At 43.4% G+C, this 13,962-nt stretch carries 11 protein-coding genes; 4 read left to right on the top strand and 7 right to left on the bottom strand.

Annotated features, from left to right (window positions below; all coding sequences use genetic code 11):
- Nucleotides 1–66 precede the first annotated feature (66 nt).
- Nucleotides 67–4,353: a DNA-directed RNA polymerase subunit beta' gene (gene rpoC, locus ACTHQF_RS00055; RefSeq protein WP_440427607.1), complete on the top strand. Its 4,287-nt coding sequence runs from the start codon at nt 67–69 to the stop codon at nt 4,351–4,353.
- 108 nt (nt 4,354–4,461) lie between these two features.
- Complete coding sequence (locus tag ACTHQF_RS00050; protein WP_440427606.1) at nt 4,462–4,773, top strand: DUF3467 domain-containing protein; 312 nt, start codon at nt 4,462–4,464, stop codon at nt 4,771–4,773.
- A 35-nt stretch (nt 4,774–4,808) separates the two neighbouring features.
- On the opposite strand, the gene miaA is transcribed toward ACTHQF_RS00050, so the two are convergent.
- The 6 genes from miaA to ACTHQF_RS00020 all read right to left on the bottom strand — a co-directional run bounded on the left by miaA (nt 4,809) and on the right by ACTHQF_RS00020 (nt 10,438).
- The gene (miaA, locus tag ACTHQF_RS00045) at nt 4,809–5,723 is read right to left on the bottom strand and encodes a tRNA (adenosine(37)-N6)-dimethylallyltransferase MiaA (RefSeq protein WP_440427604.1); all 915 of its coding nucleotides are present in this window, start codon (nt 5,721–5,723) and stop codon (nt 4,809–4,811) included.
- A gap of 9 nt (nt 5,724–5,732) precedes the next feature.
- Nucleotides 5,733–6,383 (bottom strand): IS1096 element passenger TnpR family protein, encoded by a 651-nt coding sequence (locus tag ACTHQF_RS00040; protein WP_440427602.1) that lies wholly within the window; start codon nt 6,381–6,383, stop codon nt 5,733–5,735.
- 42 nt (nt 6,384–6,425) lie between these two features.
- Nucleotides 6,426–7,841: a CCA tRNA nucleotidyltransferase gene (locus tag ACTHQF_RS00035; RefSeq protein ID WP_440427600.1), complete on the bottom strand. Its 1,416-nt coding sequence runs from the start codon at nt 7,839–7,841 to the stop codon at nt 6,426–6,428.
- A gap of 66 nt (nt 7,842–7,907) precedes the next feature.
- Nucleotides 7,908–8,474: an L-threonylcarbamoyladenylate synthase gene (locus ACTHQF_RS00030; protein ID WP_440427599.1), complete on the bottom strand. Its 567-nt coding sequence runs from the start codon at nt 8,472–8,474 to the stop codon at nt 7,908–7,910.
- Nucleotides 8,475–8,501: 27 nt separating this feature from the next.
- The gene (locus ACTHQF_RS00025; protein ID WP_440427598.1) at nt 8,502–9,620 is read right to left on the bottom strand and encodes a glycosyltransferase family 4 protein; all 1,119 of its coding nucleotides are present in this window, start codon (nt 9,618–9,620) and stop codon (nt 8,502–8,504) included.
- Nucleotides 9,620–10,438: a 2,3,4,5-tetrahydropyridine-2,6-dicarboxylate N-succinyltransferase gene (locus ACTHQF_RS00020; RefSeq protein WP_440427597.1), complete on the bottom strand. Its 819-nt coding sequence runs from the start codon at nt 10,436–10,438 to the stop codon at nt 9,620–9,622. The genes ACTHQF_RS00025 and ACTHQF_RS00020 overlap by 1 nt, the downstream gene beginning before the upstream one ends.
- Nucleotides 10,439–10,514: 76 nt before the next feature.
- Between ACTHQF_RS00020 and ACTHQF_RS00015 the strand changes: the two genes are divergently transcribed.
- Complete coding sequence (locus ACTHQF_RS00015; protein ID WP_440427595.1) at nt 10,515–10,928, top strand: RNA-binding S4 domain-containing protein; 414 nt, start codon at nt 10,515–10,517, stop codon at nt 10,926–10,928.
- 62 nt (nt 10,929–10,990) lie between these two features.
- Here ACTHQF_RS00015 and ACTHQF_RS00010 read toward each other — a convergent pair whose 3' ends face one another.
- Complete coding sequence (locus ACTHQF_RS00010; protein ID WP_440427593.1) at nt 10,991–11,593, bottom strand: OmpH family outer membrane protein; 603 nt, start codon at nt 11,591–11,593, stop codon at nt 10,991–10,993.
- 240 nt (nt 11,594–11,833) lie between these two features.
- Here ACTHQF_RS00010 and gyrB point away from each other — a divergent pair, with 240 nt between their 5' ends.
- Nucleotides 11,834–13,792, top strand: a complete 1,959-nt coding sequence (gene gyrB, locus ACTHQF_RS00005) for a DNA topoisomerase (ATP-hydrolyzing) subunit B (RefSeq protein ID WP_440427591.1) — start codon at nt 11,834–11,836, stop codon at nt 13,790–13,792.
- The last annotated feature ends 170 nt before the right edge of the window (nt 13,793–13,962 follow it).

The following is a 13,962-nucleotide window of genomic DNA, read 5'->3' as shown; positions in this document are numbered from 1 at the left end:
TTAAGAAAGAATGGTACGCTGTGAGGCGTACCATTTTAAGCTTATCACTTAAAACTCAAAAAAGCTATGTCTTACAAAAAGGATAATAAATTAAAAAGCAATTTCACCTCGATCACCATTAGCCTGGCTTCGCCTGAGGCTATTTTGGAGCGTTCGAGTGGTGAGGTCTTAAAACCTGAGACGATTAACTACCGTACTTACAAGCCTGAACGTGATGGTTTGTTCTGCGAGCGTATTTTCGGCCCGGTAAAAGATTACGAATGTCATTGCGGTAAGTACAAACGTATCCGTTATAAAGGTATCGTTTGTGACCGTTGTGGTGTTGAGGTTACGGAAAAGAAAGTACGTAGAGAGCGTATGGGCCACATCAACCTTGTTGTGCCTGTTGCGCATATCTGGTATTTCCGTTCATTGCCTAATAAAATCGGTTACTTATTAGGACTTCCAACCAAAAGATTAGACCTGATCATTTACTACGAGCGTTACGTAGTTATTCAGCCTGGTTTTATGGCAGAAGAAGGCATCCAGCACATGGACTTCCTTACGGAGGAAGAATACCTGGATATCTTAGATAAGTTACCAAAGGAAAACCAGTACCTTGATGACAAGGATCCAAACAAATTCATCGCTAAGATGGGTGCTGAAGCTTTGGAAGACTTGTTGAAACGTATTGATTTAGATACTTTATCTTACAACCTGCGTCACCAGGCAGCAACTGAGACTTCTCAGCAACGTAAAAACGAAGCTTTGAAACGTCTACAGGTTGTTGAAGCTTTCCGTGGTGCAAGAACACGTATTGAGAATAATCCAGAATGGATGATTATCAAGATTGTTCCTGTGATCCCGCCTGAGTTACGTCCATTAGTTCCATTGGAAGGTGGCCGTTTCGCGACTTCAGATTTGAACGATTTGTATCGTCGTGTGATTATCCGTAACAATCGTCTTAAGCGTTTGATCGAGATCAAAGCGCCTGAGGTAATTTTACGTAACGAAAAACGTATGTTGCAGGAAGCTGTTGACTCGTTATTCGATAACTCACGTAAAGTAAACGCCGTTAAGACTGAAGGTAACCGTGCTTTGAAATCACTTTCAGATATCCTGAAAGGTAAACAAGGTCGTTTCCGTCAGAACTTGTTGGGTAAACGTGTGGATTATTCTGCTCGTTCGGTAATTGTTGTAGGTCCTAACCTGAAGTTACACGAATGTGGTTTACCTAAAGATATGGCAGCCGAGCTTTTCAAACCGTTCATTATTCGTAAGATGATTGAACGTGGTATTGTGAAGACGGTTAAATCTGCTAAGAAAATCGTCGATAGAAAAGATCCCTTAGTTTGGGATATTCTTGAAAACGTATTAAAGGGTCACCCTGTATTGCTTAACCGTGCACCTACGTTACACAGGTTGGGTATCCAGGCTTTCCAACCAAGATTAATTGAAGGAAAGGCGATCCAATTACACCCACTTGTTTGTACAGCATTCAACGCGGATTTTGACGGTGACCAGATGGCCGTGCATTTACCTTTAGGTCATGCAGCTATTTTGGAAGCCCAAGTCTTGATGCTTGCTGCCCACAACATCCTTAACCCAGCGAATGGTACACCGATTACAGTACCTTCTCAGGATATGGTTTTGGGTCTTTATTACATTACTAAAGGCCGTAAAACTGATGAGACCCGCGTGGTTAAAGGTCAGGGTTCAATCTTCTATTCATCTGAAGAGGTTATCATCGCTTACAACGAGAAACGCATTGACTTACATGCTTTCATCAAAGTAAAAGCGAACGTTAAACAGGAAGATGGATCGATTAAGATGCAATTGATTGACACTACTGTAGGTCGTGTATTGTTTAACCAAATGGTACCGGAGGAAGTAGGTTACATCAACGAACTATTGACTAAGAAATCTCTTAGAGATATCATTGGTCACGTAGTAAAAGTTACGGGTATGGCACGTGCAGCCAAGTTCTTGGATGATATCAAAGAACTAGGTTTCCAAATGGCATTCCGTGGTGGACTATCATTTAACCTTCAGGATGTTAACATCCCTGTTGAAAAACATACATTATTAGAGCAGGCATCAGCGGAAGTTGAAGAAGTAAGGAATAACTATAACATGGGATTCATTACCAACAACGAGCGTTACAATCAGATCATTGATATCTGGACCCGCATCAATAACCGTTTAACATCATTCGTGATGACGCAGCTATCGAGCGATAACCAGGGCTTCAACTCTGTATACATGATGCTTGATTCCGGAGCCCGTGGTTCCAAAGAGCAGATTCGTCAGCTTTGCGGTATGCGTGGTTTGATGGCTAAGCCACAAAAATCTGGTTCTGGTGGTGAAATTATTGAAAACCCGATCCTTTCGAACTTTAAAGAAGGACTATCGGTATTAGAGTACTTCATCTCCACCCACGGTGCGCGTAAAGGTTTGGCGGATACGGCCTTGAAAACAGCTGATGCTGGTTACTTGACCCGTCGTCTGCATGACGTTGCACAGGATATGATTGTGAATTCTGAAGATTGCGGTACTTTGAGAGGTATGTATACTACTGCCCTTAAAGATAACGAGGATATCGTTGAGCCGTTATATGACAGGATCTTAGGTCGTATTTCCCTGCATGATGTTTACAACCCTGTAGATGGAAAGCTTTTGGTAGCTGCTGGTCAGGATATTGACGAGGACATTGCTAAAGCGATCGAAGAATCTCCAATTGAAGGTGTTGAAATTCGTTCGGTATTAACCTGCGAGAATAAACGCGGTGTATGTGCATTGTGTTACGGACGTAACCTTGCCTCTGGTAAACGTGTTCAAAAAGGTGAGGCTGTAGGTGTAATTGCTGCACAGTCTATCGGTGAGCCGGGTACACAGCTTACACTTCGTACGTTCCACGTCGGTGGTACTGCATCAAACATTGCTGCCGAATCTCAGGTAGTTGCTAAGTTTGATGGTGTGATCGAGTTTGAAAACGTACGTACAGTAGAGAATGAAACTGAAGACGGTGTACAACAAGTTGTATTAGGTCGTTCAGGTGAGTTTAAGATTATTGAGCCAGGAACTGACAAAGTTCTCATGACCAATAACATCCCTTACGGTTCATTCTTATTTGTTGAAGACGGTGCGAAAATCACCAAAGGCGACAAGATCTGTTCATGGGATCCATATAATGCGGTTATTATCTCCGAGTTCGCTGGTAAGATCGAGTTTGATGCCATCGTTGAAGGTGTAACCTTCCGTGAGGAGTCAGATGAGCAAACTGGTCACCGTGAGAAAGTAATTATCGATACTAGGGATAAAACTAAAAACCCTTCTGTAAGAGTAGTGGATAAAAAAGGTGAGCTGATCCGTGGATACAACATCCCGGTAGGTGCACACATTGCAATTGACGAAGGTGATGCTGTTAAACCAGGTCAGATCTTAGTTAAGATTCCACGTACAAGCGGAAAAACACGAGACATTACGGGTGGTCTTCCACGTGTAACCGAGTTGTTCGAAGCACGTAACCCATCTAACCCTGCTGTAGTAACAGAGATTGATGGTGTGGTAACTTTAGGTGGTGTGAAACGTGGTAACCGCGAGATCACCATTGAATCTAAAGATGGTGAGGTTAAAAAATACCTTGTACCGTTGTCGAAACACATCCTTGTACAGGATAATGACTTCATCAAAGCAGGTATGCCGCTGTCTGACGGTTCAATCTCACCTGCTGACATCCTTGCAATCAAAGGGCCTGCAGCTGTACAGGAATACCTGGTGAATGGTGTACAAGAGGTTTACCGTTTACAAGGTGTGAAAATTAACGATAAGCACTTCGAGGTGATTGTTCACCAGATGATGCAGAAAGTTCACATCGAGGATCCGGGAGACACTATTTTCTTAGAAAATAACTCTGTAGACCGTTGGGACTTCATGGTAGAGAATGACGAGATCTATGATAAGAAAGTTGTTGTAGACGCTGGTGATTCAGAAACCGTTAAACCAGGTATGATCTTATCTATGCGTAAACTAAGAGACGAAAACTCTCAGTTAAAACGTAAGGATATGAAACAGATCACGGTACGTGATGCAAGACCTGCAACTGCAAGTTCTATCCTTCAGGGTATCACACGTGCATCCCTAGGTACTAAATCATTCATCTCTGCAGCTTCCTTCCAGGAAACTACCAAAGTATTGAATGAGGCAGCCATCGCAGGTAAACGTGACCATATGTTAGGTTTAAAAGAAAACGTTATCGTTGGTCACTTGATTCCTTCAGGTACCGGTGTACGTGGCTACGAGCGTATCATTGTGGGTTCTCAAGAAGAATACGACAAGTTGTTGGCTTCAAAACAAGAAGAAGTAGAAGCTTAATATCTTCTATAATTATATCAAATCCCCCTTCAGTAATGTCGGGGGATTTTTTTTTGAATAATCTTTCAATCCTTGTTTCCTGTAATATTAAAAAGGTAGTTTTGTTATATGGAAGAGCAAAACAACGAAAACCAGCTAAATATAGAATTGTCAGAAGAAGTTGCAGAGGGTATCTTCTCCAACCTGGCCATCATCACACATTCCAACACGGAGTTCGTATTAGACTTCATCAGGGTGATGCCTGGCGTACCTAAAGCACGGGTAAAATCCAGGATTATTCTTACACCAGAGCATGCGAAGAGGCTTGTAGAAGCCATGCAAGACAATGTAGAGAAATATGAAGCTTTACATGGAAGGATTAAAACACAGGAGCCACCGGTATTGCCAATGGGCTTCGGCGGACCGACTGCACAGGCTTAAAGCTGTTGCATTAGTCATTTGTCCTAACGATCGTACTATTGACCTGATCTGTAATGATCAATATAAGCAAGGATTTCAGTGGTTTGCTCCGGTTCAAACCACTTGATTTCTTCATCCCTTCTAAACCAGGTAAGCTGCCTTTTAGCAAAGCGCCTGGTATTCTGTTTAATTCTATCCACAGCCTCCGCTAAGCTGCAATTACCATCCAGGTACTCGAATAGCTCGGCATAACCGACAGTTTTCAGGGCATTCAACTCGCGGTAGGGCAGAAGTCTTTTTACCTCTTCTAACAAGCCCAACGCCATCATCTGGTCCACACGCCTGTTAATCTGATTATACAGCGCCTGGCGGTCTTTATTAAGCCCTATTTTTAAAATGTTAAATGGCCTTTTCTTCTTGCTGTTCTGCTGAAAAGAAGATAGCTTCTTTCCAGTTGATAACACAAACTCCAGTCCGCGGATGAGGCGTTGGGTGTTAAACTGGTCAACCTGAGCGTAGTATTCAGGGTCGAGACTGGCCAATTCGGCCTTTATGCCCTCAAGTCCTTCGGACTGGAACCGTTCGTTTAGCGCAGCACGGATGGAGAGGTCAGTCGCTGGCAGTTCATCCAGTCCGTTGAGCACGGCATTTACATAGAGCCCGGAACCGCCACACATCACCACCTGGGCCTTTTCTCTGAACAGTTCCTCTAAAAGCTCCATGACCTGTATTTCAAAGTCGCCGGTGGAGAAGAATTCTGTGGTGTGGTGGGAGTTAATGAAGTGATGAGGCGCAGCAGATAGTTCCTCCGCAGAAGGCTTTGCGGTCCCGATCTCCATTTCCTTGAAGAACTGCCGGGAGTCTGCAGAGATGATCTCGGTGCCTAAGTGCTGCGCCACTTGAATGGCCAGGGCCGTCTTGCCGACAGCCGTAGGGCCAACAATAGAAATTAATGTTTTAGACAATGCCATTAGTGGGCATTAATAGTCTTCTTTATCGTCGTAGGTTTCATCCTCATAATTTTCATCATCTGAGAATTCATCCGTATCGCTGTCATCTTCATGGTCGTCATCATCAGTTTGACTGGCACTAATACCACGACCATCCATCGCTTCGATCTCTTCAGTATCTTCCGGAACGAAGTTCATCTCGTTAAGAAAGTCGAAGTCGTTAGACACCGGATTGCTGGATACCGCCACCTGACCGAAGTTGTTCTTATCAATGATCTTTGGTGCTTCGCCGATCTTTTTGATAATGGCAGGGTACTGCAAATTAGGATCTGCCTGCAGGATGATCTTTATCAACTCCACATGGAAATCAAAAGGGCGATCAAAGTTATAGATGTAGTAAAATTTCTGGTGTGGATCTTCAATGAAACTGCTAAGCTTAGAATTTTCCATTAGCGCTACGCCACGGTCAACCTTACGCTGATTTGGCAGATAAGCAATCTCATCACCTTTGATCCAGTGATCAGTACTGATATAAAATGAAGACGATTTCTCTGGATTATAGCCTGTAGACTGGTGAATGGCCTTATGTAAATCTTCAAAAGTCTGGTTTGACTTAATATCAATTTCGCGCACTACCTCATCAAAATCTTCAAAGCTTACCTTAAATCTATATATCGCCATTGGTCTATTTTCTTACTAAAATTAAAAAATAAAGTTTATTATTTATAATGGTAATGGTGTCACGGGTTTCAAGCCAAATTCACCGCCTTTTCGAAGCATGAACTTTAACGCCTCGTCATAACTGTTTGGTATTTCGCCTTCTAAAATAGCTTCTCTGATGGCGTTTTTAATCAAACCAACCTCTTTACCGGCGGCAATGCCGAAGGTATTCATAATATCCTGGCCTGTAACCGGCGGCTGCCAGTTCCGCACCTTATCGCGTTCCTCAACATCCTTCAGCTTCTGTTTCACCAGTTCGAAGTTATTGCGGTATTTTTTTACTTTATACTCGTTTTTTGTAGTTACATCAGCATTGCAAAGCATCATCAGGCTTTCGATGTCGTCGCCGGCATCAAAGAGCAAACGGCGAACCGCAGAATCAGTTACCACTTCCTGTGCCAGTACGATCGGACGTAAATGCAGCTGCACCAGCTTCTGCACAAACTTCATCTTCTCGTTCAAAGGCAGTTTCAGCTGCGCGAAGATCTGCGGCACCATACGGGCACCTTTATCCTCATGCCCATGGAAAGTCCAGCCATGACCGTTCTCGAAGCGCTTGGTTGCGGGCTTTGCAATATCATGCAGAATGGCCGCCCAGCGTAACCAAAGGTCATCGGTATCCTTGCAGATGTTATCAAGCACCTGCAGCGTATGGTAGAAATTATCCTTATGACCTTTACCGTTGATGATCTCCACCCCATACAGGTTTGCCATTTGCGGGAAGATCAGATGCAGCAGCCCTGTATCGAAAAGGTATTTGAAACCTACAGATGGTACCGGAGAAAGAATGATCTTATTCAACTCGTCGGTAATACGTTCCTTTGACACGATACTGATCCGGTTTTTCTGTTTAGCAATAGCCGCCAGTGTTTCGGCTTCAATCGCAAAGGAAAGCTGGGAAGCAAAGCGGATACCCCGCATCATACGCAGGGGATCATCAGAAAACGTAAGTTCCGGTTCAAGCGGTGTCTTGATGATTTTCTGCTGAAGATCGTTGATCCCGTTAAATGGATCAACCATTGCACCGTAGTTAGCCTTATTCAGGGAAATGGCCAAAGCATTGATCGTGAAATCACGTCTCAGCTGATCATCTTTAATGGTGCCGTTCTCTACGATGGGCTTTCTGGAATCTGCACGGTAAGACTCTTTTCTGGCGCCGACGAACTCAATTTCAAGATCCTGATACCGCAACATGGCGGTGCCAAAGTTCTTAAACACGCTCACTTTAGCGTTCAGCAGTTTACCAGCCAGTTCGGCAAACTCAATACCGTTGCCTAAGACAACGATATCTATGTCTTTAGATGGGCGCTTCAACAGCAGATCGCGAACAAAACCACCGATCACGTATGCTTCGATCTGGTTTTTGTCGGCAATATTGGCCAGCAACTTAAAAACAGGATGCCTCAAATGTTCTTCCATAGCATATTCCTCGTGCTTTAACCCTTAAATAGGGCCATCTGCTGAGTTTTGCAAAAGTAGCAAAACTTACTTTCTAATAAAGGAAAATTGGCCGCCAGCCCCGATTTTAATGATGGTAGAAGGCTTCTTCTCTGCGCGGTCATCTTGTTGGTGTTCCACAATGTAATCTACCTTAGACTTGATCTCTTCGCTAATTATGTCAAAGTTTTTAGGGCTAGGTTCACCGGATATATTCGCTGAAGTAGAGACGATCGGCTTGCGGAATCTTTGTAGCAGTTGCTGCACAAAATCATGACGCACGACGCGAATACCTACACTGCCATCCTGATTGATCACGTTTTTAGCCAGGTTGCGGGCATTGTCGAAGATCACTGTCATCGGGTTCTCCGCATATTCAATCAGGTCGTACGCTACCTCTGGCACTTCAGAAACATAGCTCTGGATCTTGGAGTCGGTATCCAGCAGAATGATGAAGCTCTTATCCGCTGCGCGGCCTTTAATCTGGTTAATCTTCTCTACTGCGGCCTCGTTGGTGGCATCGCAGCCAAGACCCCAGATCGTATCCGTAGGATAAAGGATCACACCACCTTCCTTCAACACGGCAAGACACTTGTCAATATCAGTTTTAAACATCTGGCAAAATTACGAATAGAAATGCAATTATCTTTTTGAAGCAATAGCCTCATAATAGGCCATAACCGCTGAAGCAATAACCTTATTGTCAAATTTCTGAACAAACTTCAGGCCTCTATCAATCATTTGCCCGCCTAACTCAGGTGTATGTAGCAGATTGTTCAGCGCAGCAGCAAGGCCTTCAACATCCTGAGGATTTACATAGATGCTATCCGGTCCGCCAGCCTCTTCCAGGCAGGAGCCTGTAGCGGCAATAACCGGTACACCGGAATATAACGCTTCAATGATCGGGATACCGAAACCTTCATATAGGGAAGGGTAAACAAATACCTTCGCCTGTTGGTAAATTCCCGGCAGGTCCAGAAAGGAAACATCCTTTAAAAAGATTACACGCTCCTGTAAACCTAAACGGTCAATCGCTGCACGAATCTTCTTTGCATAGGCCTGTTCTTTACCAATAAGGATCAGTTTGCAATCCATAGGCAGCAAAGGCATTGCTTGAACCAGCAACAGCTGATTTTTACGTTCTTCAATGGTGCCCACATTCAGGATATACTGATCTGGTAGTGCATATTTTTCCTTTATCGCAGCCAGCCTTGAAGGTTCAAAAGGCTGTTTAAAGCTGTCATCGCAGCTCTGATAGATGACGCTAACCTTCTCAGCAGGCACGTTAAAGAGCGCAATCAGATCCTGACGCGTGCGCTCACTGATCGCAATAACGCCATCTGCATGTTTGCAGGCGTACTGCCCTTTGAAGCGGTAGATCTGCCTGTCAATAAATGGAAAATACTGTGGAAACCTGATGTAGATCAGGTCGTGAATGGTGACGATGGACTTAATTCCGGATGAAGCAATCCCGAATGGGAGCTCCTGACTCAGTCCGTGGTAGAGCTGTATGTCGTCTGCTTTTAGTTGCTTCAGTATGCCGAAGCTTCTCCAGAGCAGACCTTTCCAGGCAAGTTGCAGCTTGATAGCCGCTGTTTTAAAGAATGCCTGTATCTGGGGGTGGTCCTTTACTTTGGAGGTATAGACCAGATATTCGTTATTCGGAAAATAATTTGCCAGTTGTAATATCAACGAGCGGCTATAATTACCTAAGCCGGTTAAATTATTGGCCGCCCGTTTACCCTCAAATCCGATTTTCATTAAACCGCTACGTTATTTTCTCTTAACGCATCATTCAATGATGTCTTTTTATCAGTTGATTCTTTTCTCTTACCGATGATCAAGGCACATGGTACCTGATATTCACCTGCAGGGAACTTCTTAGCATAAGTACCTGGAATAACCACAGATCTTGCCGGTACAATACCTTTGTATTCTACGGGTTCAAGACCGGTTACGTCGATGATCTTGGTCGATGCCGTAAGGACCACATTGGCACCCAATACCGCTTCTGATTCTACACGAACACCTTCAACCACGATGGCTCTTGAACCGATAAATACGTTATCTTCAATGATCACTGGTGCTGCTTGAATAGGCTCTAAAACACCACCGATACCAACACCACCGCTTAAGTGTACATTTTTACCGATCTGTGCGCATGAACCAACCGTAGCCCAGGTATCAACCATGGTACCTTCGTCTACATAAGCACCAATATTCACGTACGAAGGCATCATGATCACGCCTTTCGCCAAATAAGCACCGAATCTTGCAATACCATGAGGTACCACGCGAACACCAAGCTCTTTGTAGTTGGTTTTTAGCTTCATTTTATCGTGAAACACGAAAGGACCAACTTCAATTTCGCGCATCTTTCTGATCGGAAAGTATAGGATCACCGCTTTTTTAACCCACTCGTTGATGCCCCAGGAGTTCATAACTGGTTCAGCAACGCGCAATTCGCCTCTGTCTAACTGCATAATCACCGTTTCAACGGCCTCTGCATACTCGCTATATTCTAGTAAAGATCTGTCCTCCCATGCGGCCTCAATTAACTTTCTTAAATCTGCTATCATGTTTTTATCTAATTTTTGACAAAATAAATCAATTTTATGTATTGCTGGCTGTTTGTTATGTAATTTTGCTGTTTTTATGGCTGAACAGGAAAAACTGAGAATAGATAAATATTTGTGGGCGATAAGGCTCTTCAAAACCCGCACCAACGCAACGGAAGCTTGCCGGGCGGGCCGCGTAAAACAGAATGGTCAGAACGTTAAACCCTCGGCCATCGTTAAGCCGGGTGATGTTTACCAGGTATCTAAGGGTATAGAGAAGAAGGTTATTGAAGTACTCGAACTGCTACACCAGCGTTCGGAGTATAAGATTGCTGTTACCAAGTACAAAGATATCACGCCTTTGGAGGATACCATTGCATATAAATCTGTTTTCCACTCACCATCGATGAAGCGTGATCGTGGAACAGGCAGGCCTACCAAGCGCGACCGAAGGGAGATCGATGAACATACCGACAATTTCTTTGAGAAAGAAGGCGATCTGAACGACTAAACTAATCACATAAAAAATGCCCTATCACTAGGGCATTTTTTAAATATTAAATAAGCTTCTAACTATTTCTTGGTTGATTTATAGTCTTCATTTAAACCTTTGATCACTTCGGTGGTGATATCTAAAGATTCGTCAGCAAATAAGATTGCGCTGTTGCCTTTAGAGTAAGTCAGCACCATTTTGTAACCTTTGGTTTTTGCATAGCCTTTAAGGTAGTCAGCAACTTTGTCGTAAAGTTTTTCTTGTTCTGTAGCTTGCTCATTCTGCAAAGCAGCACCAGCATTTTGCTGATAAGCCTGCAACTCTTGCTGTTTACGTGCAAGTCTTTGTTCTGTAGCAGCGCGCTGATCAGCAGCCATGGTGTTTTGCTGTTGCTGATATTGTGCTACCTCACGCTGAAAAGCTTGTGTTTTTGAACCCATATCCTGCTCAGCGCTTTTCGCTTTCCCGTCAAGTTTGGTTTTTAAGTCTTTGAAGTAATCGTATTTGGTCAATAATGAATCTGAGTTCACATATACAATCTGATCTTTAGTACTTACGGTACCGGCATCAGCAGATTTGGTTGGGGTAGTAGTAGCGGTTTCTTTGTTCTGACAAGCAGCCATAACTGAAACCAGTGCAACTGCAGCTGCTATTTTACCGAATTGTAACGTCTTAATGTTCATCTATTTTGAATTGTTGATTTGAATTTTTTTGGATTTATTCTGCAATGGAAGCTCAAAATGCCTCGTCGCCCGTTAAACAGAACTGATAATTTTAGCAAATATAAAATTTCAAATTTAGTATCCTAAGAAAGATGCTTTTTTAACGCTTTTTTAGTCCACATTAAGTCAAATAGTTGCTCAAATATTCGGCTATTTGGGCTAAAATCGCTATTTTTGAAGCTTATTGTATTACTAAAAAATATGAGCGAAGAAAAAGATCCAAAGTCAAATTATTCGGCAGATAATATACAGGTATTAGAAGGATTGGAAGCGGTGCGTAAGCGCCCTTCGATGTATATAGGGGATACCGGTGTTAAAGGTCTACACCACCTGGTGTATGAAGTTGTCGATAACTCCATTGACGAAGCTTTAGCTGGTCATGCCGACACCATTACTGTTACTATTCTTAAAGATAATTCTATCCGCGTATCCGATAATGGTCGTGGTATTCCTACCGGAATGATGCAGAAAGAAAAAAAATCTGCATTAGAAGTTGTAATGACAGTGCTTCACGCCGGTGGTAAATTTGATAAAGATACTTACAAAGTATCCGGTGGTTTACACGGTGTGGGGGTGAGTTGTGTGAACGCTTTGTCTACACACCTTAAAGCTGAAGTACATCGTGAAGGAAAAGTTTGGGTTCAGGAATATGCAAAGGGAAAACCGCAGTACGACGTTAAAGTAGTAGGCGAAACAGAAAAACGTGGTACGGTAATCACTTTCTCTCCAGATCCGGAGATCTTCTCACAATCTACAGAATATCGTTATGACACGCTTGCTTCACGTTTAAGAGAATTGTCTTTCTTAAATAAAGGCATCAGCTTAACGCTGACCGACGAGCGTGAAGAAGACGAAGAAGGAAACTTCCTATCAGAACTTTTCCTTTCTTCAGGTGGTCTAAAAGAGTTCGTTCAGTTCCTTGATGGTAACCGTCCGTCACTTATTGCGGAGCCGATTTACGTTGAAGGTATGAAAAACGGTATTCCCGTTGAGCTTGCACTTCAGTATAATGACAGCTACGCAGAGAACGTACACTCTTACGTAAACAATATTAATACTCACGAAGGTGGTACACACATCGCTGGTTTCAGAAGAGGTCTAACCCGTACGCTGAAAGCTTATGCAGATAAATCAGGGTTGGTTAAAAACCTGAAGATTGAAATTACCGGTGATGACTTTAGAGAAGGACTTACCGCTGTAGTTTCTGTAAAAGTTGCCGAACCACAATTTGAAGGTCAGACCAAAACCAAATTGGGTAACTCTGAAGTTATGGGTGCGGTTGATATCGCCGTTGGTGAAGCTTTAAACAATTACCTGGAGGAAAATCCGAAGGAAGCCCGTTTAATTATCAATAAAGTTATTCTTGCTGCCACTGCCCGTGCTGCTGCACGTAAAGCACGCGAGATGGTACAGCGTAAGTCTGTAATGGGTGGATCTGGTTTGCCAGGTAAACTTGCCGATTGTTCTGACAGTGATCCGGTAAAATGTGAGCTGTACCTGGTGGAGGGTGACTCCGCAGGTGGAACTGCGAAACAAGGACGTGATCGTAACTTCCAGGCCATTCTTCCACTAAAAGGAAAGATCCTGAACGTGGAGAAAGCCATGGAGCACAAGATCTACGAAAATGACGAGATCAAGAACATGTTCACCGCCCTTGGCGTGAGCATCGGTACGCCGGAAGATGATAAGGCACTAAACCTGACCAAACTTCGCTACCACAAGATCGTAATCATGACGGATGCTGATATCGACGGATCGCACATTACCACGCTGATCCTGACTTTCTTCTTCCGCTACATGAAGGCGCTTATTGAGGCTGGTTATGTTTACATCGCTGCGCCACCGTTGTACCTGGTTAAAAAAGGTAAAGAGCAGGAATATTGCTGGAATGATCAGCAACGTGATGCTGCTGTACAACGCTTAAAAGGTGCAGGTAAAGAGGAAAGTGTTCACATTCAACGTTACAAAGGTTTGGGTGAGATGAACGCTGAACAGCTTTGGGAAACGACTTTGAACCCGGCTACCCGTACCTTGATGCAGGCAACTATTGAAAACGCTGCTGATTGCGACCGTACCTTCTCCATGTTAATGGGTGATGAGGTGGCACCAAGAAGGGACTTCATTGAAAGAAATGCAAAATACGCGAAAATCGATGCTTAACGCTTAGATTCGCTTGATATAGAAGGCCCTGCAGGTGTAAAACTTGCAGGGCTTTTTTTGTGTAATTGGTTGTAGATGTGGTCGGCTGAGCTGTGTAGATTCCTGAATTTAGTTTACATGGAGAGTTTTTCAAAAACAGAAATGATATGAAAAACGAAAAGCCCAACAAA

The sequence above is a fragment of the Pedobacter sp. SAFR-022 genome (genome assembly GCF_051965375.1).
Taxonomy (GTDB): Bacteria; Bacteroidota; Bacteroidia; order Sphingobacteriales; family Sphingobacteriaceae; genus Pedobacter.
The sequence above is the reverse complement of the archived record's forward strand: the minus strand, read 5'-3'. Positions and strand labels throughout refer to the sequence as shown.